Consider the following 21,531-nt stretch of genomic DNA (forward strand, 5'->3'; position numbering starts at 1 on the left):
GAAGGGGCAGGTTTCAAGTGTCTTCGGATGTTCCCGGTTCCTCTGGGCTCAAGGCTCAAGGCTCAAGGCTCAAGGCTCAAGGCTCAAGGCTCATCGCTCGACAGCGCCAGTTCCGGGCCACCAGAGGCCGGGACGCGCCCGAGACGGCTGCTCAGCGACGCTGGCCGGCGCTCCAGCAAGGTGGCATAGAGCTCGGCATTGGCCATCACCTTCTTCACGTAATCGCGGGTTTCGGTGAAGGGAATGGTTTCGGCATAGACCGCGCCTTCGAGCGGCCGCGTATCGCGCCACTTGCGGGCACGGCCGGGGCCGGCGTTGTAGGCCGCCGAAGCCAGCACCGGGTGATTGCTGAGCGAATCAAGCACATGGCGCAGATAGGCGCTGCCGAGCTTTACATTGGTGTCGATGCGGGTCAGCCAGCCCGGTTCGTAGTCTTTCCAGCCCTGCTTGCCGGCGATCCACTTACCGGTGGCAGGCATCACCTGCATCAGGCCCTGGGCGCCGACCCCGGAGCGTGCCACCGGCTGGAAGCGGCTTTCCTGCCGCACCAGACCGAACACCCAGGCTAGATCCAGCTGCTGCGTCTGCGCTTCACGCGAGAAAACGTCGTAGTAGGGGGCGAGATAGCGCAGCCCGAAATCGTGTTCATTGCGGGTGCGCTCGGCGGTATTGATGGCGCGGTCATACAGGCCGAGGCGGCGGGCATGCTCGGCAGCGGCAAGCAGGTAACGGTCGTCCGCACCACGGATGCCCCAGTTCCATTCGCGCATGCCTTCGGTGCGCATTTCGAGTCGGTAAAGCGCTTCGGCGCGGCGGAAGTCTCCACTCTGCTGGACGCGGCCGAGCTCCTGGGCCGTGATCGGTGCGCTGGCGCTGGGCCATTGGTAACTGCGGCCGAGGGCTTCGGTGGACAGGATTCCGTAGAAGCTCGCTGCATCGGCATTACGCAGGAAGTATTGCTGGGCCTCTTGCGGCCGGTTCTGGGCCTGCAGGGCACGGCCGTACCAGTAGCTCCAGTCGGCCGCATCGCGTTGCTCGCCCGGCATGGCTTCGATGGCCTGGCGCACGCCGGCCCAGTTGCCGCTGCGCAGATTGGCACGCACGCGCCAGGCGCGTTGCTCCGGCACCATGCTGGTGGCCTGGGCCTGTGCGAACCAGGCACTGGCCTCGGGCAGGTGGCTCTGGGCGGCCAGCCAGGCAAGCTGGCCCCAAGCATAGGCGCGTTCTTCGTCGCGGAAGCCCTTGTCAGCCAGGTCCTGCCAGATCGACGCAGCCTCGCGCACATTGCTGCGCGCCTGGCGCGCGATGGCGGCCAGAACCAGTTCGCGACCGGCACGGCCTTGTGGATTGCGCGCAGCGGGTGAGGCCAGGAAGCGGGCCGGGCTGTCGAGGGCCAGAGCGAGGCTGCTGCCGGCTGGCTGCTGGCTTTCCGGCAGGAGATTGAGGACATTCCGGGCAGCAGGGAAACGCTTGCCTTCGACTAGGCGGCGGAAGCGTTGCCACACCTCCTCGTTGCCCAGGCGACCCAGCAGCACGAGTTCCTGCAGGGGCTGAATGCAGCTGTCTGGTACATCCAGCAGGCTCAGCCATTGGGCTTCAAGGGCGGTCCGCGCCGCGTCGGCGGCTGGCCCGCCGGACTGGATCGCGTAGCACTGCGCGGCCTGATCGGGCTGCATCAGCAGGCCGTACTCGGCATCCATCTCGCTCCAGCGCTTTTCGAAGCCGAGGCGGCGCACCCATTCATTGCGCAGCTTTTCGGCCAGCCAGCTGCCGCTGTTGCTGCGCAGGAAGGCGCTGACGGCGCCTGCTGGCACCGCTTCGGTGAGGCGGGAAATCCGGTTGCTGAGCAGCCAGTACTGCACATAGGGCTCCAGCGTGTGGCTGGAGGGCTGGTCAGCGAGCTTGCTGAGGGCTGCGGCATCGCCCCGTGTGGCGGCATCCCGTGCGGCCAGGATGCGTGCGTCGCCCGTTTCGGCCGAAGAGGCTCCACTCAAGCCGCTCAATACCAGCCAGGCCACGCACAATCTGTACTTCATCACGTAACATCCCCTGCAGCCGGATCGCATGCTGCGACCCTTAACCAACTTAGAAAGCCGCATGTTACGTGAGTTCCGCCGCCCTTGACCGCCGCGCCCTGCGCGAAGCCCTGATAGCCGAGCGCGAAACACAAGCGCCGATGTTGCGCCTGCAGCTGACCCACGCCTTGCTCCCGCCGCTAGGGGACTTGCTGGATCGCCTTGAGCCGAGTGTGCTGGGTTTTTGCTGGCCTTATCGTGGCGAGCCCGATTTGCGTGAATTCCTCAGCCTCTGGCGCGCCCAGGGGCGTGGTCGTGAGTTGGCCCTGCCGGTGGTGCATGAGCAGGCGGCGAGTATGGCCTTCCATGCCTGGCGCCCCGGCGTGCCAATGGCGCCAGACCGCTTCGGCATTCCCGCCCCGCAAGGCACGGCCGTCCTGCATCCGGATGTGCTGATCGTGCCAGTAAATGGCTTCGATGCGCGCGGCTACCGCATTGGTTACGGCGGCGGTTTCTTCGACCGCACCCTCGCCGCGCTGCAGCCGAAGCCGGTCACTGTCGGCGTGGGTTTTGAAATCGCCCGCCTTGAAGACGTGCGGCCGGAGCCGCACGACGTGCCGTTGGACTGGATCCTGACCGAGGATGGCGTCGTCGTCAGCCCTGATTAGCCCGAACCGACTGCCAGGCCAGCCCGAAGCGCGCCAGATACTTGCGCAGTCGGTCGGCATCGTTGGCGACCTTCTTCTCCTGGCGCGACACCGCAAAGATGCGCCGCCCAGCCTCCGACAGGCTGCTCGCAGCACGACAGGCCTTGATGACGGCGTCGAGCTGGCAACGGTCGAACAGGTCCAGCGCGTCAGCTTTTTCGCCCAGCACGTCAGCCACGGCATCGCGCGCCGCGCCGCCTGACCAGCCGGCGCGCAGCCGGGCCACCTCGTCCTGCACATTCTGCTCGGTGATGCGGCCCGACTCGGCCAGCGTCGCCATGCGCGTGATCGATGCCGACAGCTCGCGGAAGTTGCCGCTCCAGCGCGCATCGGGCGAGCTGGCGAAGTCGAGATAGCGGCGCCGCGCCTCGACGTTGAAGCGCGCCTGCAGGTTGTGCTCGCGCGCGAAGCGTTCCAGCTCGAAGTCCAGATTCGGTTCGATGTCTTCAGGCCGCCGCGCTAGCCCTGGCAAGTCGAATGTCCACAGGTTGATGCGCGCGAACAGGTCTTCGCGAAAGCGCCCTTCGCTCACCCACTGGCGCAGGTCGCGATGTGTGCCGGCGATGAGCTGGAAGTCGCTCTCCACCTCGCGGTCAGCGCCGAAGGGGAAGAAGCGCTTCTCCTCGATGGCCTTCAGCAGCATGGCCTGCTCGTCCAGCCCCAGCTCGCCGATCTCGTCGAGGAACAGCAGGCCGCCATCGGCCGCACGCAGCAGGCCCGGCCGCTCGCTCTGCGCACCCGTGAAGGCGCCCTTCACATGGCCGAAGAGTGTGGACATCGCCGAGTCGCCGCGCAGCGTTGCGCAGTTCACCTCCACAAAGCGCCCGGCCAGGCGCTGCTTCTGATGCTTTAGTTCATACACCCGTCGCGCCAGGAATGACTTGCCCGCCCCGGTCGGCCCCACCATCAACATTGGCGCCTTTGAACGCCCGGCCACCTTCTCGATCTGCTCGATCATCTGGTTGAAAGCCGCGTTGCGCGTCGCGATGCCCGACTTCAGAAAGCTCACCGTGTCGTCATGCTCGCGCGCAAAGCGCTGCGCGATCTTGTTGTAGCGCGACAGGTCGAGGTCGATCAGCGCATAGCTGCCAATCGTGTCCGCCACCTCCTTCTTGCGTGGCGGCGATGTCTGCAGCAGCCGCGCCGGCAGGTAACGCGCCTCGGCCAGCAGAAACCAGCAGATCTGCGCCACGTGCGTGCCCGTGGTGATGTGGATCAGGTAGTCCTCGCTGTCGGCGTCGAAGCGATAGCCGCGCGCGAAGTCGTGCAGTGTCGTGTAGACCTCTTCGAAATCCCAGGGGTCGCGCAGCGCCGTGAGCACGCTCACCACCTCGGTCTCGGGCGACACGGCGGCGATGTCGCCTTTCACGCGATCGAACAGGCTCTGGCTGCGCACGTCGTGCAGCAGCTCCAGTCGATGCACCACCAGATCTTCCTGCTGGCACAGGCCCACCGTCGGCCGCCACTTCTCCCAGCGCTGGGAACCCTTGCCGCCGTAGTCGAGCTGAGTGCCGAGGAATCCGATGACGACATTTTTCTTCATGGCTATCTAAAAAGATAAGAGGCGATATTTAAGTCTATCAACGCAGGGCATTGATCAGCGAGCAGGATTTGTCGCAAGAACAAAAATATCAATCAAAACAACACTCTGTAAGCCCGGTAGCACTTGGCGCATGCACTGGCACGCAACTCGCAATACAGAGTGCATTGCAGCCTGAAGCAACAGCCCACGAGCAGGGGATCAAAGCCCCGCTGGTGCCGGAGAGCCGGATTCCGATCTGTCGTTCGCCGGTATGCCGCCGCAGACGACTGTGATGAACGGGTGATCTCGTTGGGAGCTGGCCGGGTTCGATTCCCGGGTCACCCCCAAATTGGATAGCTCAATTGGGTAGAGCAATCGGCTCATAACCGATGGGTCGCGGGTTCGAATCCCGCTCCAGCCTTAACAAGGCAGTGTTGGAAATGCAGTACCCGCCGGTCGCGGAATGCGTGAGCACCCGCCACCGGCCCGGATCGGCCTCCCGCCCACACAGGTGGCAGGGCGTCCGGTGAGAGGCAGACGTCTGGAGTGGTGCGGGCCTTTTGGCCCTTACCGCAACCCGGACTGAAGCCTCCACCGCCCGCCTCCCCGTCCGTGTCGAAGGGCAGGCCCTCCGGGCCGGTGAAGACCGGCACAAACTGAAATCAAAAGGGGAATGAAAATGTTGAAGCGCTTTGTGATCAAGAAGAACGAACGTGGTGTGTTGCTTAGGGACGGCGATTACCAACGCATCCTGAATGCCGGTCGTCACTACTTCTTCGACCCGCTTGGCAGCCTCGCGGTGCAAACCTGGAAGCTCGACACGCCCATGAACGATGTGGCGTTGGTCGACTACCTTGTGCAGAACGACCCCGATACCGCCGCCGAGTGTTTCGAATCCATGGAGCTGGGTGAAGACGAAGCCGGGTTGCGATACGAGAACGAATTTCTGGTTGAGGTTCTGGCGCCAGGTTCGCGTCGTGTGTATTGGAAAGGCTTGCTGGCGCAGCGTTTGGAGAAGCTTCGGCTAAGCGAAGGCTATGGTTTGCCGGCCGTGCTGACTGCGCGCCTCGTGCAGCCCAATCTGCGCGGCCGTGCCATCAGTGGCCTGAACGGCGTGCTGCTGGCGCAGGTGCCGGCGTATCACCTCGGCGTGTTGCGTGTCGACGGCAAGATCGAACGTCTGCTCAAGCCGGGTGCGGAAGCCTTCTGGCGCTTCAACCGCGAGGTGCAGGTCGAGCTGGTCGATACGCGGCTGCAGAGCATGGAAGTGAGCGGACAGGACATCCTGACGCGCGACAAGGTGAGCCTGCGTCTCAACCTTGCCGCGACCTGGCGTTACACCGATGTGCTGCTCTCGTTCGAGAAGCTGGCCAAACCCGCAGATCACCTCTACCGCGAATTGCAGTTCGGTTTGCGTGCTGCAGTGGGTACGCGGACGCTTGATGAGCTGCTTGAAAACAAACAGGTGATCGACGAGGTGGTGAGCACTTACGTGGCACGCAAGCTCGATGGTTTTGGCATCGAGGTTGGCAGTATCGGTGTGAAGGATATCGTCTTGCCCGGCGAGATGAAGACCATCCTCGCCAAGGTCGTAGAAGCCGAAAAGGCCGCCGAGTCGAACGTGATTCGTCGTCGCGAAGAAACCGCCGCGACCCGCTCGCTGCTCAACACGGCAAAGGTGATGGAAGACAACCCTACCGCCCTGCGTCTCAAGGAGCTGGAAACCCTTGAGCGCGTGGCCGAAAGGATCGACCGCATCTCCGTGTTCGGTGGGCTGGATCAGGTTCTGAACGGATTGGTCAGCATCAAGGGCGCATGAGCCTCTCATCCTCCCTCGCATGAGCGGGGGAGGATGAGAGGCCAGAGAAGCCCATCGCCATGATCGGGTTTGAAAATGAAAAGCGGAAAACAACGCAAGGCAGAAATCAAGGCGGCTCGCCTGCAACGCGTAGCCCGATTTAAGGCCAGTGTGTCTTGCACGCCCAAGATCAAGCCCAAGCGCTTGCCTGCAGGCGTGGTGGTGTGCGATGCAAACCAGCTTGCGCCCAGCAATAGCTATGGAATACCCGCCTTCGTGTTTCGCGGCTACTACGTTGATACCGCTTTCCGCTGCAAGGATTGCGATGCCGAAGGCATCTGGACAGCCGCGCGGCAGAAGTGGTGGTACGAAGTGGCCAAGGGCAATGTGGAAACGCGCGCAGTACGATGCAAGTCCTGCCGCGCCATCGAGCGGGCTCGCAAGGCGCAGGCTCGCGAAGTTCATCATGCAGGTCTGCTGGCAAAGCAGGCTGCCGCTGTGAAGTAAAGGAAAGTGAAATGGAATACCAGCTTCTCGAAGTCGAAAACGGCAAGCCCATCAAGATGTGGACGCAAGGCGTGCCCGTCGAAGACGAAGCGCGTCAGCAGCTCATGAACACGGCGAAGATGCCCTTCATCTACAAGCACATGGCCGTGATGCCCGACGTGCACCTCGGTAAGGGCTCGACTATCGGCAGCGTGATCCCCACACTGGGCGCCATCATCCCGGCCGCTGTCGGTGTGGATATCGGTTGCGGCATGATGGCCGCGCGCACCACGCTCGTCGCCAGCGACCTGCCCGACAACCTCGCCGGCCTGCGCAGCGCCATCGAACGCGCCGTGCCGCATGGCCGCAGCAACACACGTGCTGGTCGCGACAAGGGCGCCTGGGATACGCCGCCCACGACGGTCGACAACATGTGGAGCGAACTGGTTGAAGGCTTCGGGCGCATCTGCGAAAAGCACCCGCGCCTGAAGAAGACCAACAACCACAAGCACCTCGGAACGCTGGGAACGGGTAACCACTTCATCGAAGTCTGCCTCGACGAGGTCGACCGCGTGTGGTTCATGCTGCACTCCGGCTCACGCGGTGTGGGTAACGCCATCGGTACGCACTTCATCGAACTCGCGCAGAAAGACATGCAACAGCACATCGCCAACCTGCCCGACAAGGACCTGGCCTACTTCGAAGAAGGTAGCCAGCACTTCGACGACTACGTCGAGGCCGTCGGTTGGGCGCAGGACTTCGCCCGCCGCAACCGCGCCGTGATGATGCAGAACGTCATCGCTGCCGCGCGCACGGTGATCGCCAAACCCTTCGACGCCGACGTGGAGGCCGTGAACTGCCATCACAACTACGTGCAGAAGGAGACCCACTTCGGCGCCGAGGTACTCGTCACCCGTAAGGGCGCCGTGTCGGCACAGAAAGGCCAGCTCGGCATCATCCCCGGCTCGATGGGGGCGAAGAACTTCATCGTGCGCGGGCTAGGTAACGAAGAAGCCTTCTGCTCATGCAGCCACGGTGCGGGTCGCACCATGAGCCGCAACGAAGCGAAGCGCCGCTTCACGGTTGCCGACCAGGTCGCCGCGACGGCCCACGTTGAATGCCGCAAGGACGCCGAAGTGATTGATGAAATCCCGATGGCGTACAAGGACATTGATGCGGTGATGGAGGCGCAGCGTGAGCTGGTGGAGGTGGTGCATACGCTGCGGCAGGTTGTTTGTGTGAAGGGGTGAGGGATGAAGTTAGCGAGCTTGTCCAGTGGGTATGAAAGCGCGTTTCACAGCTACTGTGAGGCTGGAGGATGTTTGGACTTCTTTGCCCTTGAGCTTGATCAAGCGGATTCTCAGTTAGAGACTCTCATCCTCCATCGAAATGCAGTGAAGCTCGTCACTGATAGCATTGAGAGAGACCAAGTTGAGTGTCTTGAACAGCTCTGGGCCAAAGGCCAGATTACGCGAGAGAACAAGGAACTAGCACTGTTTGAGTTTGATCTCGCAAAGGCTCAACCCGAACTCATCTCATTAGAAAAATTTCTGGGCTCTCATTTTGACCTTGTGGCTAGGAAATTGATCGTGCGCGGGACGCAGAAGCCAAATCTCAATAGGTACTTTTTGGCCGGGTTTGAAGAGGCCAATGTCTTCGAGCGGTTTCCACGACATGGAGGAGAGTTCAACTGCGATGGTTACGCTGGATGTTTTGCCGAACCCCCTCACAGCATCGGAGCGACAACATCTGCGCTCGAAGAGTGGTTTGAGTTGATAAATGCCGAACTCTTTGGTGGATTGAACCGCCAGCTGGAGATCTTCTCGTGGGGACATGACTGGTCGAATTACTTCGATGCAGGAAAGGAATGGTGGGGGGCATACTTTTGGTCAGTACACAACCCGAGCTTGCAACGCTTAGCTGTGATTGGCGCCTCCACCACGGACTAACCAGCAAGTAGCAGGTAGCCCGGATGCAGCGCAGCGAAATCCGGGGCAGGTGAACGATCAATGACAACAACCCCGGATTCCGGCCTTCGGCCTTCGGCCTGCATCCGGGCTACGTCGGCGGTTTGCGAACGCCAGAACAACGAGCAATTGAAATGAACACGAAACCCACGCTCCTGAGTGCCCACCCCATCGACGACAGCATCCGCGCACGCGTCATGCAGGCCTTGACCCAGATCGAGGCCGAGCATGACGTGAAGGTGTTGTTCGCCTGCGAGTCCGGCAGTCGCGGCTGGGGCTTTGCCTCGCCCGATAGCGACTACGACGTGCGCTTCGTCTACGTGCATCGCCTGCCCTGGTACCTGACGGTGGAGCCGCAGCGCGACGTGATCGAGTTGCCGATCAGCGACGAGCTGGACGTGAGTGGCTGGGAGTTGCGCAAGGCGCTGCAGTTGCTGCGCAAGTCGAACCCGACCTTGCTGGAGTGGCTGGATTCGCCCGTGGTGTATCGCGAGGACACCGAGGTGGCCGCACGCATGCGCGCGCTGGCGCCGGTGTTCTTTTCGTCGCTGCGTGGGCGTTACCACTACCTGGCGATGGCGAAGAAGAACTTCCGTGGCTATCTGCAGGGCGAATCGGTGCGGCTGAAGAAGTACCTGTACGTGCTACGCCCCTTGTTGGCGGTGCGCTGGATCGACGCGGGCCTGGGCATGCCACCCATGCGCTTTGCCGATCTGGCAGCGGGTGTGCTCGACGACCATGCGCTGCTGGAAGAGATCAACCGCCTGCTGGCAATCAAGATGCGCGCGGGTGAGGCGGAGTTCAGCCCGCGCTGGCCGGCAATCCACGCCTTCATCGAGCAGGAACTAGCCAACGCCGAGCGCAACCCGGATTACAAGCGGCCGCAGGGCGATGCGCGCGAGCTGGATCGTTTCCTGATGGATGTGGTGATGGCGCAGGAAGCATCACGATGACAAACGTGCTGTTCCTCTGCAGCCAGAATAAGCTGCGTAGCCCGACGGCCGAGCAGGTATTTGCGGAGTATCCGGGCATAGCCTGTTCGTCGGCAGGGCTCAACCACGACGCCGAGAATCCGCTCACCGCCGAGTTGCTGGAATGGGCGGAGCTGATCTTCGTGATGGAGAAGGCGCAGCGCAGCAAGCTGCAGGCTCGCTTTGGCGAGCACCTGCACGACAAGCGCGTGGTGTGCCTGAACATCCCGGACAACTACCGCTTCATGGAGCCGGCGTTGGTTGCGCTGCTGGAGAAGAAGGTGGCGCCGCATTTGCCGGCGTGATGCGACGGCGGCCGTCATTCCCGCGAAGGCTGGAATCCAGCGACGTGAAGTTCGCGGGACCCAGACACTGGGTTCCCGCTTGCGCTGGAACGACGAAAATTATTTAAGGCGTGTGCCTGAAAAGGCCACGACATGAACATGATTGAACTCGATGGTTCGCAGGGCGAAGGCGGCGGGCAGATTCTGCGCACGGCGCTCACGCTTTCGATGATCACCGGCACGCCGTTTCGCATCGAACGCATTCGCGCGAAGCGCAGCAAGCCGGGGCTGTTGCGGCAGCATTTGACGGCCGTGAAGGCTGCGGCCGAGATCTGCGGTGCCCAGGTGGAAGGCGCCGAGGCTGGTTCGCTGAGCCTCAGCTTCGTGCCGGGCAGGATTCGCGGCGGCGACTACCGTTATGCCATCGGCACGGCAGGTAGTTGCACGCTGGTGCTGCAGACGGTTTTGCCGGCGCTGTGGTTCGCCGATGCGCCGAGCACGGTGACGCTGAGCGGTGGCACGCATAATTCCGCCGCGCCGCCGGCGGACTTCCTGCAGCGCGCCTGGTTGCCGCTGATGCTGCGGATGGGCGTGCAGATGGAGCTGGAACTGCTGCGGCACGGTTTCTACCCGGCGGGGGGCGGTGAGCTGCAGGCGCGCGTGCAGCCGCTCAAGGCATTGCAACCCTTGCATCTGTCGGAGCGCGGCGAACTGCTCCAGGCGCGCGCCACGGCGATTGTGGCGGGTGTGCCTGGCGATGTAGCGAAACGTGAGCTGGATACGTTGAACGAGGCGTTGGCCGGCGCGCTGGGTGAGGTGGCAGGCGAGATTCGAGGCCTGTCCTCACGCGAAGGGCCGGGTAATGCCCTGCTGCTTGAGTTGCAGTATGCAGGCGCCACCGAATTGTTCACGGCCTTTGGTGAGAAGGGGCTACCCGCGCAGACCGTGGCTTGCCGGCTGGCGCAGGAGGTAGTGGCCTTTCACCGCAGCAATTCGGCCGTGGGCGAGCATCTGGCCGATCAGTTGCTGCTGCCGATTGCACTGGCGGGGGCGGGATCGTTCTGCACCAGCACGCTCTCTTCGCACCTGCAGACGAACATTGAAGTCATCCAGAAATTCCTGCCGGTGGAATTCTCGATTGCAGCAGAAGCGAGTGCACATAGAATTGCGCTCTCTTGATCCTGACCGGGAATGGCTGTGAGCACTGAAAAAACGCCCTTCGAAGAATTCGGTGGCGAGGCCACCGTGCGCCGCCTGGTGGATCGTTTCTACGATCTGATGGACGCGTTGCCCGAGGCTTACGTGATCCGCAAGATCCATCAGGACGATCTCGCCAGTGCGCGCCAGAAGCTCTTTGAGTACTTCTGCGGCTGGCTCGGCGGGCCTGCGTTGTATGAGGCGAAGTATGGCCATCCGCGGATGCGCGCGCGGCACATGCCTTTTGCCATCGGCGAGGCTGAGCGCGATGCCTGGCTGCTGTGCATGGCGCAGGCCTTTGATGAGGTGCTGCCGCCTGGAGAGCCGCGCGATGCGTTCTGGCAAAGGGTGGTGGGGCTGGCTGACTGGATGCGTAATCGGGAAGGCTGAATGGCTTCCTGAATGATGGACATGTGTAAACGCGGCTGGCGGCTGTGGCCTCGTGCGGGGGATAATCCCGTCCTGTTCATCGCATTTCCCCGGAAGTAAGCCCCATGTCTGCTCCCCGCGCCGTCGTCCTGCTCTCCGGCGGACTCGATTCCGCCACCTGCCTCGCCATTGCTCGTGCCGAGGGTTTCGAAACCTACGCCCTGTCGGTGGCTTATGGTCAGCGCCATGCCGCCGAGCTGGCCGCCGCTGAGCGTGTGGCCGCCGCGCTGGGCGCTAAAGAACATCGTGTGGGACATGTGGATCTGGGGCAGTTCGGCGGTTCGGCGTTGACCGATGCGAGCATCGAAGTGCCGACCTCGGGCGTGGAAGCCGGCGGTATCCCGGTGACTTACGTGCCGGCGCGCAATACCGTGATGCTCTCGCTGGCCCTGGGTTGGGCCGAGGTGCTGAAGGCTAATGCGATCTTCGTGGGCGTGAATGCGGTGGATTACTCCGGTTATCCGGATTGCCGCCCCGAATTCATTGCCGCTTTCGAGAAGATGGCCAACCTGGCCACCAAGACTGGCGTGGAAGGCCTCAAGCTTTCCATCCACGCGCCGCTGATCTCGCTCTCCAAGGCCCAGATCGTGCAGCGCGGTAGCGCGCTGGGCGTGGATTACGGCATGACTGTGTCCTGCTACAAGGCGGACGACGAAGGTCGTGCCTGTGGCCAGTGTGATGCCTGCCGCCTGCGCCGGGCTGGCTTTGAGGCTGCCGGGCTGCTTGATCCGACGCGCTACGCCTGAGCCTTGCCCGCAAGGGGCTGAGTTTTACAGACGAGGCAGGCCTGGCACCGGAAGCCGGGGCACAGGCGGCAGCGGCAGGCTGTTGCGGTTGCGCTCGTTGTCCTGGGAGCGCTGACGGGTGGTTTCGTGTTCGCGCCGGTAGCGGTCGGAGTAGGGGGAGCAGTAAGGGTCGAAGCGCGGGTCACAGCAGTAGCGCCGACCGAAATCGTCCACGCAGCAGCCGAAGGCGTCGCAATGCTCCAGCGGGCGTGGCGCCTCGTGCCGTTCGCCAGGTTCGGTCGCGCAGGCAGCCAGAAGCAGGGTCAGGAGGCCTGATTGCCAGCCTTTCATGCTGCGATTTTCCCGTCCAGATAGAACCAGCGGCCGTCTTCGCGCACAAAGCGGCTGAGCTCTTCCAGACGTTCGGCGCGGCCACCCACGCGGCAGCGGGCGATGAAGTGCACCGTGCCGTGATCGGCATCCTGCAGCGCGGTGCTCACGATCTTCAGGCCGATCCATTTCGCCAGCAGCGGGGTGCTCAGATCCAGTTCGGTGGGCCGGCTGCCGGGATGCCAGCTCGCAATCAGATAGTCACCGAGGCCGAGCGCGAAAGCGCTGTAACGCGAGCGCATCAGCGCTTCTGGCGTGGGCGCAGCCTGCCCACCGTGATAGCGGCCACAACAGTGCTCATAGCTTGCGGGCAGGCCGCAGGGGCAGGGTAGCCCGGCTTTCATTCCACCGCCTGGATGGCAGTGACGAAGTACTGGGTTTCACCGAAGCAGGTGGTCGGCAAGCCGATATGCTGCTCGTAGGTCAGTGCGACGCGTTTGCCGACCAGCTTGTTGATCTGCTCGGCAATCGCATCATCTCGTACCGAGAACTGGAAGATTTCCGCAGGCTGGCCCGGCAGGTTGACCAGCGCCAGATCGCCTTCCCAGGTCTTGCAGACCCAGCCCTTGCGCGAAAGCTTCTGCACGTAGCCAGCCCGTTCGCCATCGGAGTAGTTGTAGCTCAGGGCGATCCAGGTATAGAGCGTTACGAGAAGGATCAGGCCGCCGAGGATCAGGGCGAGGATTAGCAGGGCTGCGCCACGTTGGTGTGAGGAGGGCATGAGCGAGAGTCCAGTGCGTTCGAGAGATCGAGTTTAGCGACTTAAAGCAGGAACTGTGCGCAAGGAAACAGTCGCCAGCTCAGTCGCCCGGAAACATCAGCGCCAGGCAGACGAGCAGCACGCAAAGCAGCAGCATGAAGCCGAAGGCTGCGCCAAGATGGGTGCCGCCTGCACGCGTGATCTCGGCCTCGATCTGCTCCGGGGGCCCGCCTGCGGCCTCGATCGCGGCGATGCGGCTTTGTGCGAAGTGGCGATAGAGGGTGTTGCCATACAAGCCGAACATGACCGAAGTACCGATGTTCATGGCGTAGCTGAGGCTGTCCGGTAGTCCGATGACCAGTTCCAGCAGGGTTTCCAGGCCGATGATGGCGATGAAAATGGCGCAGTAGGCGTACATCTTGCGGTAGGCCAGCCAGGACAGGCCGAGCACGAAGGCTGCCCAATTCCAGCTAGTGGCTTGGCGCTTGAGCGCGGCGGCAGCCCATTTGTCGCGATAGATGGGGTATTGGGTGCCCACGAAGTTGGCCAGACGCTGTTCCTGCAGATCAAGCTGCTCGATGACGGGCACATGCAGCAATTCTGCAGTGGGCGGCTGATAGGGATTGAGCGGCTGATTCATGACGGATCCGGCAGATTGCTGAGAATCGCGGGATTATGACATTAGTATTGCTTTCGGCATATGTCGGTTTCAGTGCCTACCCTTGGCACAGGCGCTGAAGTGAGAGGCTTCCAGAATGGCCAGCGGCTCACTGGGGGCGTCTGGCCCTTGTTCCTCCTGCACGGCCAGATCGGCCGCATGGAGCAGGTTGCGTGTGAGCACCCAGCGGTAGTGGCTGATCACCGGGTTGGCGTCGAGCAGGTAGTAGCCTTCGGCGCGCTGGCTGGCCGGTGCGCCGATGCTGGCCAGACCCGGCAGCAGGCCGGCGGCGGCAGCCCATTCGCGGGCGAGGCCGACGCCATCGTTGGCGGTGGCGGCAAGCCAGATGCGCGGGTCCTGCCGATTGCTGGCGTAGATCTTGGGGCTGGGGTTGAAGGCCCAGGTCTCGCTGACCAGGGTACGCGTGTCGTGGTGCTTGGTGACGTGCACAGCGAGTGCCCCGCCGAGTGAAAAGCCGCTGGCAATCACGCGCAGACCCGCGTACTCCGGGCGGCTGGCGAGGCGCTTGAAATAGGCGCGGGCCAGCGTGTACTGGCGGGTGTCAAACCCGAAATTGGTGTTCTGCCAGTCCGCGTTGTCATTCGAGCCGGCGAAGGCAATCACCAGCTCCTTGGGCCTGCCGCCCGGAGCGTCCAGCACTTCGAAGGCCGCTGCCTCAAACCCCGAGCGGTCGCGGCGTGGGCGATCGATTTCGCGCAGGCGTTCGGGCCGGCTGAAGTAATGAGCGCGGCTTTCGGCATTGTCCTGTTGCAGGACCAGTGCCGCCGCCACGGCGTACAGATAGCCGCGCTGCGCAACCTTCAGGTGCTGGTTGTCGAAAGGTTTGGCGGCCGGATCAAGAAAGCGGCCATTGCACCAGAAAAGGCTGGCGGCTGTGGCGGGCAGGTTAGTGAGGCAGAACAGTAAGGTGAGAAGGCGCAGCAGGAGCACGAGAGGCAGGCACGGGAGAAAGCGCCGTCATTATGCCGGAGGCGCCTGAGCTATGGCCCGCCTCCGGGCAGGCCACGCCGGTATTGCACGGCTTCGGCCACGTGGGCGGCGCCGATTACTTCTGCACCGGCAAGGTCGGCAATCGAGCGCGCCACGCGCAGGCTGCGGTGATAGGCGCGGGCTGAGAGGCCCAGGCGCTCGATGGCCTGTCTCAACAGCGCCTTCGCCTTATCGTCAGCTACGCAGTGGGTTTCGACCTCACCCGCCGCAAGATGGGCGTTGGCTTTGCCTTGGCGTGCGTGCTGGCGTGCATGGGCGGCGATCACGCGGGCGCGTACGGCGCTGGTGGCTTCACCTGAGGGAGCAGCCTGCAACTCATCAGCGCTGAGGCTGCCGGCCTCCATGGTCAGATCGATGCGATCGAGCAAGGGGCCGGAGAGTTTGCCGCGATAGCGTGCGACCTGATCCGGCGTACACCGGCAGGCTCGTTTAGGATGTCCCAGAAAACCACAGGGACAGGGGTTCATGGCCGCCACGAACTGGAAGCGGGCCGGAAATTCGGCCCGGCTGGTCGCGCGCGAAATCGTGATCTGGCCGGTCTCGAGCGGCTCGCGCAGGGCTTCGAGCACGCGCCGGTCGAATTCCGGCAGCTCATCGAGAAAGAGCACGCCGTGGTGCGACAGGCTGATCTCGCCGGGCCGCGGAATCATGCCGCCGCCAACCAGTGCAGGTGCGGACGAGGAGTGATGCGGGCTGCGGAAGGGGCGGGCACGAAAACGCGCCGGATCGAAGCGCCCCTCCAATGACTGGATGGCCGCCGATTCGAGCGCCTCGGCTTCCGATAGTGGTGGCAGGAGGCCCGGCAGGCGGCTCGCCAGCATCGATTTGCCGGTGCCGGGTGGGCCGTAGAGCAGCAGTGAATGCAGGCCACAGGCTGCGACTTCGAGCAGGCGACGCGCCTGCGCTTGACCTCTGACGTCCGCCAGATCCGGGTATACCGGCTCGTTCCCGAGCACCGCACCGGAATAGGGCGTGAGTGTGGCGTGACCGTTGAAATGGGCGGCTACTTCAAGCAGGTTGCGCGCCGGCAGGATGGTGATGCCTTGCACCAGCGCTGCTTCGGCCGCGTTTTCAAGGGGCAGGATCAGCGCACGGCCTGCCTGCGCCGCGCGCCAGGCCATGGCCAGGGCGCCACGCACTGGGCGCAGCTCGCCGGAGAGCGAGAGTTCGCCTGCCAGTTCGTATTGGTCGAGCGTGGCGGCCTTGATCTGGTCCGAGGCTGCCAGGATACCGATGGCGATCGGCAGGTCGAAGCGCCCGGATTCCTTGGGCAGATCGGCCGGTGCGAGGTTGACCGTGACGCGTTTGTTGGGAAATTCGAACTGACCGGTGAGCAGGGCCGCGCGTACCCGGTCGCGCGCTTCCTTGACTTCGGTATCCGGTAGGCCGACCAGCGACACGGCCGGCAGACCACCCGCCAGATGCACCTCGACGGTGACTTCCGGCGCATCCATGCCGGCCAGAGCGCGGCTTTTGATCAGGGCAAGTGACATGCGCCCGAGTCTAAGCCGTCCGTACGGGGCAGGCCGTGGCCTGCCCATGGGTATCAGGCAGGGGGCTGGTTGTCGCGCTCAGCGAGGCGCTTTTCCAGTGCCTCGATCCGGGCACAGGCTGCCTCGAGTAGGGCTTTCTGCACTTCAAACTCTTCCCGGGTGACTAGATCGAGACGTGAAAAGCCGGCGGCCAGCATGGCCTTAGCGTTCTTTTCGAAATCCTTGGCCGGGCCGCTTTGCATCAGTTCGCTGAACTTGTTGCCCATTTCTTCGAAGATCTGCGCGGGTTTGCTGGGATCAATCATGGTTTCGTGCTCCGGAAGGGTGGGGAATCGCCGGCAGTGTAGTGCTTTTGCTTACACTGCGACACGCCGCAGAGGATGCACCAGCTTGATGCATGGCTTTGGTGCAGCCTTCTTGATGATGCTCAACAAGCGTGCGCCAGCCCTTTCGGGCAGAGACTGGATAAAGAGCAGAAACGACCATTTGGAGAGGGTTTCGATAAAGTGGCACGAAACCGGCTAAGGACTCCGCACACCAGTTTCTGGTCTCTTTCTTTCAAGGAGCGAATCACATGCGTCTGTCCATCATTGCTGCATCCCTGCTGTCGGCTTTTGCTGCTGTTCCGGCCTTTGCGGCTGACGAGCCGGCTTCGGCTCACACTTTTACCGGCAACATGACGCTGGCCTCCGAGTACATCTATCGCGGCATCGCCCAGACCAATCGCAAGCCGGCCATCCAGGGTGGTGCGGATTACAGCCACAGCAGCGGCGTGTATGCCGGTGCCTGGGCTTCAAACATCAGCTGGCTGTCGGACCTGAGCGCCACGGATGCCAAGGTCAGCTCTTCGGTTGAAGTGGACACCTATGGCGGCTTCAAGCTGCCGGTGGGCGATGTGACCCTTGATGTGGGCGTGCTGAAGTACTGGTATCCGGGTACCTACCCGGCCGGCTTCGTGAACCCGGAAACGCTGGAAGGTTACTTCGGTACCAGCTACAAGTTCGCCACCTTCAAGTATTCCTACTCCTTCACCAACCTGTTCGGTGCCCAGGCCGTTCAGGAAGATGGTTCGACCAAGAAGTCCGAAGGCAGCCAGTACTTTGATCTCTCTCTGAATCCTGAACTGGGCGCTGGCTTCGTGCTGAACCTGCATGCCGGTCGTCAGCTGGTCGCCAACTTCCCTGGCGCCTCCTACAACGATTACAAGGTTGGCGTGACCTATGACCTGAAGGGCTGGGCACTCGGCGCGGCTTACGTGACCACTACGGCCAAGGCCAGCTCTGGCGATTTCTACCGCAGCGCACTGAACCGTGATCTGGGCTCCGACCGTGTCGTGTTTACCGTCGGCAAGACCTTCTGATCATTCCAACCAGGGCGGGCTGCTTCGCAGTGCGCCCAACAAAGGAGCCACCCATGAAATTCGTTTCCGCCATCATCAAGCCCTTCAAGCTCGACGAAGTGCGTGAGGCGCTGTCCGCCATCGGCGTGCAGGGCATCACCGTTACCGAGGTGAAGGGTTTCGGTCGTCAGAAGGGCCACACCGAGCTGTACCGTGGCGCTGAGTATGTCGTCGACTTCCTGCCCAAGGTCAAAGTTGAAATCGCCATCGACGATGCGCTGCTCGATCAGGTCATCGAAGCCATCGAGAAGGCTGCTAACACCGGCAAGATTGGCGATGGCAAGATCTTCGTGTTCGACCTGCAGCAAGCCATCCGCATCCGTACCGGTGAAACCGGCTCGGAAGCTCTGTGATCTTTCAGGAGTAGAGACAATGAAAAAGTTTCTCGCCATTGCACTGACGGCTTTCTCCGTCATGCTTTCCGGCGCTGCGCTGGCTCAGGAAGCCGCCAGTGCCCCGGTTGCTGCTGAGGCCGTTGCGGCCCCGGCCGCCGCTCCGGCGGCTGAAGCCTCGGCTCCGGCAGCTGCCGCCGTGCCCGTGGCCAACAAGGGTGACAACGCCTGGCTGCTGGTTTCTGCCGCCTTCGTGATTCTGATGTCGATTCCTGGCTTGGCCCTGTTCTACGGCGGCCTCGTGCGCACCAAGAATGCGCTGTCGGTGCTGATCCAGGTCTTCGTGGTGTTCGCGCTGATCACCGTGCTGTGGATCGTCTACGGTTACTCGTTGGCCTTCACTGAAGGCAATGCCTTTATCGGCAACTTCAGTAAGCTCTTCCTCGCCGGCGTGACGCCGGAGAGCGTAGCGGGCACCTTCTCGAAGGGCTCCTATGTCAGCGAACTGATCTACGTGGCTTTCCAGGGTGCCTTCGCTGCCATCACCGTGGCCCTGATCCTCGGCGCCTTTGCCGAGCGCATCAAGTTCAGCGCCGTGCTGGCCTTCTCGGTGATCTGGTTCACCTTCTCCTACCTGCCGGTCTGCCACATGGTCTGGTTCTGGGCGGGTCCCGATGCCTACACCTCGGCTGAAGCGGGTGCTGCTGCCGGTGCCACCGCAGGTTATCTGTTCCAATTGGGCGCGCTGGACTTCGCGGGCGGTACCGTGGTGCACATCAACGCCGCAGTGGCCGGCATCGTCGGCGCCTTCATGGTTGGCAAGCGTATTGGTTTCGGTCGCGAATCCATGGCTCCGCACAGCCTGACCATGACCATGATCGGCGCTTCGCTGCTGTGGGTGGGCTGGTTCGGTTTCAACGCCGGTTCCGCTCTGGAAGCCAACGGCTACGCTGGTCTGGCCTTCGTGAATACCTGGGTTGCCACCGCTGCTGCCACCATGTCCTGGCTGATCGCTGAATGGCTGATCAAGGGCAAGCCTTCCATGCTGGGTGCCGCTTCGGGTGCCGTGGCGGGTCTGGTTGCCGTGACGCCTGCTGCCGGCTTCGTCGGCGTGGGTGGCGCACTGATCATTGGTCTGGCTGCCGGTGTGATCTGCCTGTGGGGTGTGAATGGCCTGAAGCGCCTGATCGGTGCCGATGACGCACTTGACGTGTTCGGCGTGCATGGCGTGGGCGGTATCCTCGGCGCCCTGCTGACCGGCGTGTTCGCTGCACCTTCGCTGGGCGGCATGGGCATCTTCGACTACGTTGCGAACGCAGTTTCGGCTGACTACTCGATCGCTGGTCAGGTGTGGATTCAGGCCAAGGCTGTCGGCCTGACCATCATCTGGTCCGGTATCGTGGCGGTGGTGGCTTACAAGCTGGTCGATATGTTCATCGGTCTGCGTGTGCCGGAAGACGAAGAGCGCGAAGGTCTGGACGTTACCAGCCACGGCGAATCGGCTTACCACTACTGAGCATATGAAAGGAGTCCGTCGCGCGAGCGGCGGATCCAGGATCCGCGGGCAGCCTCAGGGCTGCCCGTTTTTTTCGTTTATCGAATCAATAGTTGAGCCAATGCTCAAGTCGGCTGCTACGAATGTCGTAAGCTATGGAACGAAAGACCCGCACTGCCGCTTGCTGCAGCGCACCCTTCCAGAAGATCAGGAATGCGCCATGACCCCGATGCTTGATTACATTCGCCAGTACGCCGATACCATTCTTGAGAAGTATCGCGACCCCTATCACGGCACGCCGCTGTTTTTCGACGGCATGAATACCTTCACCGGCGAGCCGGTGAAATGGCGCAACATGGAGGGGACCGACTGGGAACCCTCCAATATCGCCTCGCAGCAGAACCTGTTTCGCACCCTGGCGGCGCTCTCTGCGCTGACCGGTGACGCGAAATACAAGGAGGCCGCCAAGGCTGCCATCCAGTGGCACTTCGAGCATGCTGACCCGAGTGGTCTGCTGACCTGGGGCGGCCATTGCTTCCTTGATCTGAAGACCCTCGACACCGTTGGCCCGGAGGGCAAGAACAAGGTGCATGAGATCAAGCACCATTACCCCTTCTACGAACTGATGTTCGAAGTCGATCCGCAGGCTGCGGCGAAGCTCATTAAAGCCGAGTGGAACTGTCACATCGACAATTGGGAAACCCTCGAACTCACCCGCCACGGCAGCTACGGCCGTCCGCTGGTCGAAGAGGGCTTCTGGGACAAGCCGATGCATCCGGATCTCGAAATCATGCGCGAGGCCAAGGGCCTGTCTTTCGTGAATATCGGCAATGACCTGATCTATTCCGCCGGTTTGCTGGGCCAGATGGTGCCGGGCGAGGAGAAGGCGCTCGACTGGGCCGAATTCATGGCCTGGCAATATGTGCGCACACGCTATCCGGCGACCGGCCTGGGCTGCTACCAGTTCAACCGCCCGGTCAAACGCGAAGAAGCACCGACCGACGAGAACCATCCGCAATTCACCTATTCCTTCTACGGCGATCGTGCCGAGCGCCAGTTCGGCCCGGAGTATGGCGAAGTCGCCAAGGAAGCCTGGGTGCTCTTCAAGATGGACCCGGACGCCATGAACGGACCGGAAGGCATCTATGGTGATAGCACCCTGGCGCAATTGACCCTCGCGCGCCAGCTCGGCGTCAAAGGCGAGAAGCTCAAGAAATGGGCGGTAGATGGGTTGGAAGCCTGGCTCCACTATGCCTACGTGCCGGAAACTAACCAGATCAAGCCGATGTTCGCCGATGGCAAGGACCTTACCGGCCAGGAATTCAAGCGCCGTGGTTTCTACGGTAAGAAGGGCTGGGTCTTCGAGCGCAAGCCGATCAATACCATCGTGTTCCTCAGCACCGTGACGGCCTGGGCCATCTCCGGACGCGATTCGCTGTGGCAGCACGTGGTGGCGATGGCAAAGAATTTCGGCCTTGGCGAATGGAATGTCGCCGACCCGAAAGCGCCCAAGGGGCCGCTGGTGGCCACCAAAGCCGACGCGATCCTGCTCTTCGCGGTGCTGGAAGTTGCTCGCAGTACTGGCGCGGCGGCCTATCTGGAACTGGCCAGGAGCATCGGCGAGCGGATCATGGAAAAGCATGCCCATCGCGGCATGTTTGTGCCGAGTGAGAAGCACATCCACTGCCGCTTCGACGACACCGATGCGCTGGCCTTGCTGACCCTGATCGCTACCGAGCGCGGCTGCCCCGAAGTCGTTCCGGGCTTCCGCTCACAGGGTGGCTACATCCACGGCGATATCCAGATCGAGGATGGCAGCAAGAAGAACATCATGGACATCAAGGACATTTACCCGCTGACGGTAGCTTGAAGCCCTGAGGACAATAAAAAACCCGCTGTGGCGGGTTTTTTATTGGGTGCGATGCTGCTCGAAGTTGGAGACTGCGCCTGCA

23 protein-coding genes and 1 tRNA gene are annotated in these 21,531 nt (G+C 62.5%); 15 read left to right on the forward strand and 9 right to left on the reverse strand.

All coding sequences use genetic code 11. The features are described 5' to 3' along the window. Window positions 1–83: 83 nt before the first annotated feature. The gene (locus C0V76_RS01460) at window positions 84–2,036 is read right to left on the reverse strand and encodes a lytic transglycosylase domain-containing protein (protein ID WP_158239102.1); all 1,953 of its coding nucleotides are present in this window, start codon (window positions 2,034–2,036) and stop codon (window positions 84–86) included. Window positions 2,037–2,104: 68 nt separating this feature from the next. Between C0V76_RS01460 and C0V76_RS01465 the strand changes: the two genes are divergently transcribed. Next, the gene (locus C0V76_RS01465) at window positions 2,105–2,683 is read left to right on the forward strand and encodes a 5-formyltetrahydrofolate cyclo-ligase (protein WP_101940581.1); all 579 of its coding nucleotides are present in this window, start codon (window positions 2,105–2,107) and stop codon (window positions 2,681–2,683) included. On the opposite strand, the gene rtcR is transcribed toward C0V76_RS01465, so the two are convergent. After that, window positions 2,670–4,265, reverse strand: coding sequence for an RNA repair transcriptional activator RtcR (gene rtcR, locus C0V76_RS01470; RefSeq protein ID WP_101940582.1), 1,596 nt, complete (start codon window positions 4,263–4,265; stop codon window positions 2,670–2,672). The two genes, C0V76_RS01465 and rtcR, sit on opposite strands and share 14 nt — an antisense overlap. 326 nt (window positions 4,266–4,591) lie before the next feature. Here rtcR and C0V76_RS01475 point away from each other — a divergent pair. The 10 genes from C0V76_RS01475 to queC all read left to right on the forward strand — a co-directional run bounded on the left by C0V76_RS01475 (window position 4,592) and on the right by queC (window position 12,122). Beyond that, window positions 4,592–4,662: transfer RNA gene (locus tag C0V76_RS01475), tRNA-Ile, on the forward strand. Window positions 4,663–4,923: 261 nt separating this feature from the next. Then, window positions 4,924–6,063, forward strand: a complete 1,140-nt coding sequence (locus tag C0V76_RS01480; protein ID WP_101941007.1) for a slipin family protein — start codon at window positions 4,924–4,926, stop codon at window positions 6,061–6,063. A 75-nt stretch (window positions 6,064–6,138) separates the two neighbouring features. After that, window positions 6,139–6,549 carry a zinc-ribbon domain containing protein gene (locus C0V76_RS01485; RefSeq protein ID WP_101940583.1) on the forward strand — a complete coding sequence of 137 codons (411 nt, stop codon included), beginning with the start codon at window positions 6,139–6,141 and terminating at the stop codon, window positions 6,547–6,549. Between the two features lie 11 nt (window positions 6,550–6,560). After that, window positions 6,561–7,778 (forward strand): RtcB family protein, encoded by a 1,218-nt coding sequence (locus tag C0V76_RS01490; RefSeq protein ID WP_101940584.1) that lies wholly within the window; start codon window positions 6,561–6,563, stop codon window positions 7,776–7,778. Window positions 7,779–7,781: 3 nt separating this feature from the next. Continuing rightward, on the forward strand, window positions 7,782–8,477 hold the full coding sequence (locus C0V76_RS01495; protein WP_101940585.1) for a hypothetical protein: 696 nt from the start codon (window positions 7,782–7,784) through the stop codon (window positions 8,475–8,477). A gap of 152 nt (window positions 8,478–8,629) precedes the next feature. Further along, a complete protein-coding gene (locus tag C0V76_RS01500; RefSeq protein ID WP_101940586.1) occupies window positions 8,630–9,448 on the forward strand; it encodes a nucleotidyltransferase domain-containing protein in 819 nt (272 codons plus the stop codon). Then, the gene (locus tag C0V76_RS01505; protein ID WP_101940587.1) at window positions 9,445–9,771 is read left to right on the forward strand and encodes a low molecular weight protein tyrosine phosphatase family protein; all 327 of its coding nucleotides are present in this window, start codon (window positions 9,445–9,447) and stop codon (window positions 9,769–9,771) included. The genes C0V76_RS01500 and C0V76_RS01505 overlap by 4 nt, the downstream gene beginning before the upstream one ends. 132 nt (window positions 9,772–9,903) lie before the next feature. Then, complete coding sequence (rtcA, locus tag C0V76_RS01510; protein ID WP_101940588.1) at window positions 9,904–10,929, forward strand: RNA 3'-terminal phosphate cyclase; 1,026 nt, start codon at window positions 9,904–9,906, stop codon at window positions 10,927–10,929. 12 nt (window positions 10,930–10,941) lie between these two features. Next, complete coding sequence (locus C0V76_RS01515; protein ID WP_101940589.1) at window positions 10,942–11,337, forward strand: group II truncated hemoglobin; 396 nt, start codon at window positions 10,942–10,944, stop codon at window positions 11,335–11,337. Window positions 11,338–11,441: 104 nt separating this feature from the next. Next, window positions 11,442–12,122 carry a 7-cyano-7-deazaguanine synthase QueC gene (gene queC, locus C0V76_RS01520; RefSeq protein WP_101940590.1) on the forward strand — a complete coding sequence of 227 codons (681 nt, stop codon included), beginning with the start codon at window positions 11,442–11,444 and terminating at the stop codon, window positions 12,120–12,122. Window positions 12,123–12,146: 24 nt separating this feature from the next. On the opposite strand, the gene C0V76_RS01525 is transcribed toward queC, so the two are convergent. From C0V76_RS01525 to C0V76_RS01555, 7 genes are all read right to left on the reverse strand, one after another. Continuing rightward, the gene (locus C0V76_RS01525; RefSeq protein ID WP_101940591.1) at window positions 12,147–12,452 is read right to left on the reverse strand and encodes a hypothetical protein; all 306 of its coding nucleotides are present in this window, start codon (window positions 12,450–12,452) and stop codon (window positions 12,147–12,149) included. Beyond that, window positions 12,449–12,835 (reverse strand): YchJ family protein, encoded by a 387-nt coding sequence (locus C0V76_RS01530; RefSeq protein WP_101940592.1) that lies wholly within the window; start codon window positions 12,833–12,835, stop codon window positions 12,449–12,451. The genes C0V76_RS01525 and C0V76_RS01530 overlap by 4 nt, the downstream gene beginning before the upstream one ends. Beyond that, window positions 12,832–13,212, reverse strand: coding sequence for a hypothetical protein (locus tag C0V76_RS01535; RefSeq protein WP_101940593.1), 381 nt, complete (start codon window positions 13,210–13,212; stop codon window positions 12,832–12,834). The genes C0V76_RS01530 and C0V76_RS01535 overlap by 4 nt, the downstream gene beginning before the upstream one ends. A 79-nt stretch (window positions 13,213–13,291) precedes the next feature. Further along, window positions 13,292–13,831: a DUF2628 domain-containing protein gene (locus C0V76_RS01540; RefSeq protein ID WP_101940594.1), complete on the reverse strand. Its 540-nt coding sequence runs from the start codon at window positions 13,829–13,831 to the stop codon at window positions 13,292–13,294. 69 nt (window positions 13,832–13,900) lie between these two features. Beyond that, complete coding sequence (locus C0V76_RS01545) at window positions 13,901–14,800, reverse strand: hypothetical protein (RefSeq protein WP_101940595.1); 900 nt, start codon at window positions 14,798–14,800, stop codon at window positions 13,901–13,903. Window positions 14,801–14,850: 50 nt separating this feature from the next. Beyond that, window positions 14,851–16,353 carry a YifB family Mg chelatase-like AAA ATPase gene (locus tag C0V76_RS01550; RefSeq protein WP_101940596.1) on the reverse strand — a complete coding sequence of 501 codons (1,503 nt, stop codon included), beginning with the start codon at window positions 16,351–16,353 and terminating at the stop codon, window positions 14,851–14,853. A gap of 53 nt (window positions 16,354–16,406) precedes the next feature. Next, window positions 16,407–16,658 carry an accessory factor UbiK family protein gene (locus C0V76_RS01555; RefSeq protein WP_101940597.1) on the reverse strand — a complete coding sequence of 84 codons (252 nt, stop codon included), beginning with the start codon at window positions 16,656–16,658 and terminating at the stop codon, window positions 16,407–16,409. A 269-nt stretch (window positions 16,659–16,927) separates the two neighbouring features. On the opposite strand from C0V76_RS01555, the gene C0V76_RS01560 reads away from it, so the two are divergent. The 4 genes from C0V76_RS01560 (at window position 16,928) to C0V76_RS01575 (ending at window position 21,449) form a co-directional block, all read left to right on the forward strand. Then, window positions 16,928–17,713 carry a TorF family putative porin gene (locus C0V76_RS01560; protein WP_101940598.1) on the forward strand — a complete coding sequence of 262 codons (786 nt, stop codon included), beginning with the start codon at window positions 16,928–16,930 and terminating at the stop codon, window positions 17,711–17,713. 53 nt (window positions 17,714–17,766) lie between these two features. Continuing rightward, window positions 17,767–18,105, forward strand: coding sequence for a P-II family nitrogen regulator (glnK, locus tag C0V76_RS01565; RefSeq protein WP_101940599.1), 339 nt, complete (start codon window positions 17,767–17,769; stop codon window positions 18,103–18,105). A gap of 19 nt (window positions 18,106–18,124) precedes the next feature. Continuing rightward, entirely contained in the window at window positions 18,125–19,600 is a 1,476-nt protein-coding gene (gene amt / locus C0V76_RS01570) for an ammonium transporter (RefSeq protein WP_101940600.1), read from the forward strand. Between the two features lie 199 nt (window positions 19,601–19,799). Further along, window positions 19,800–21,449: a pectate lyase gene (locus tag C0V76_RS01575; protein WP_101940601.1), complete on the forward strand. Its 1,650-nt coding sequence runs from the start codon at window positions 19,800–19,802 to the stop codon at window positions 21,447–21,449. Window positions 21,450–21,531: the final 82 nt, after the last annotated feature.

It is taken from the genome of Uliginosibacterium sp. TH139, from assembly GCF_002855595.1.
Classification (GTDB): domain Bacteria; phylum Pseudomonadota; class Gammaproteobacteria; order Burkholderiales; family Rhodocyclaceae; genus Uliginosibacterium; species Uliginosibacterium aquaticum.

Coding starts and splice junctions, on each gene's coding strand:
- C0V76_RS01460 (WP_158239102.1), bottom strand. CDS start 2,036: ATGAAGTACAGATTGTGCGTGGCCTGGCTGGTATTGAGCGGCTTGAGT.
- rtcR (WP_101940582.1), bottom strand. CDS start 4,265: ATGAAGAAAAATGTCGTCATCGGATTCCTCGGCACTCAGCTCGACTAC.
- C0V76_RS01480 (WP_101941007.1), top strand. CDS start 4,924: ATGTTGAAGCGCTTTGTGATCAAGAAGAACGAACGTGGTGTGTTGCTT.
- C0V76_RS01485 (WP_101940583.1), top strand. CDS start 6,139: ATGAAAAGCGGAAAACAACGCAAGGCAGAAATCAAGGCGGCTCGCCTG.
- C0V76_RS01490 (WP_101940584.1), top strand. CDS start 6,561: ATGGAATACCAGCTTCTCGAAGTCGAAAACGGCAAGCCCATCAAGATG.
- C0V76_RS01495 (WP_101940585.1), top strand. CDS start 7,782: ATGAAGTTAGCGAGCTTGTCCAGTGGGTATGAAAGCGCGTTTCACAGC.
- C0V76_RS01500 (WP_101940586.1), top strand. CDS start 8,630: ATGAACACGAAACCCACGCTCCTGAGTGCCCACCCCATCGACGACAGC.
- C0V76_RS01505 (WP_101940587.1), top strand. CDS start 9,445: ATGACAAACGTGCTGTTCCTCTGCAGCCAGAATAAGCTGCGTAGCCCG.
- rtcA (WP_101940588.1), top strand. CDS start 9,904: ATGAACATGATTGAACTCGATGGTTCGCAGGGCGAAGGCGGCGGGCAG.
- C0V76_RS01515 (WP_101940589.1), top strand. CDS start 10,942: ATGGCTGTGAGCACTGAAAAAACGCCCTTCGAAGAATTCGGTGGCGAG.
- queC (WP_101940590.1), top strand. CDS start 11,442: ATGTCTGCTCCCCGCGCCGTCGTCCTGCTCTCCGGCGGACTCGATTCC.
- C0V76_RS01525 (WP_101940591.1), bottom strand. CDS start 12,452: ATGAAAGGCTGGCAATCAGGCCTCCTGACCCTGCTTCTGGCTGCCTGC.
- C0V76_RS01530 (WP_101940592.1), bottom strand. CDS start 12,835: ATGAAAGCCGGGCTACCCTGCCCCTGCGGCCTGCCCGCAAGCTATGAG.
- C0V76_RS01535 (WP_101940593.1), bottom strand. CDS start 13,212: ATGCCCTCCTCACACCAACGTGGCGCAGCCCTGCTAATCCTCGCCCTG.
- C0V76_RS01540 (WP_101940594.1), bottom strand. CDS start 13,831: ATGAATCAGCCGCTCAATCCCTATCAGCCGCCCACTGCAGAATTGCTG.
- C0V76_RS01550 (WP_101940596.1), bottom strand. CDS start 16,353: ATGTCACTTGCCCTGATCAAAAGCCGCGCTCTGGCCGGCATGGATGCG.
- C0V76_RS01555 (WP_101940597.1), bottom strand. CDS start 16,658: ATGATTGATCCCAGCAAACCCGCGCAGATCTTCGAAGAAATGGGCAAC.
- C0V76_RS01560 (WP_101940598.1), top strand. CDS start 16,928: ATGCGTCTGTCCATCATTGCTGCATCCCTGCTGTCGGCTTTTGCTGCT.
- glnK (WP_101940599.1), top strand. CDS start 17,767: ATGAAATTCGTTTCCGCCATCATCAAGCCCTTCAAGCTCGACGAAGTG.
- amt (WP_101940600.1), top strand. CDS start 18,125: ATGAAAAAGTTTCTCGCCATTGCACTGACGGCTTTCTCCGTCATGCTT.
- C0V76_RS01575 (WP_101940601.1), top strand. CDS start 19,800: ATGACCCCGATGCTTGATTACATTCGCCAGTACGCCGATACCATTCTT.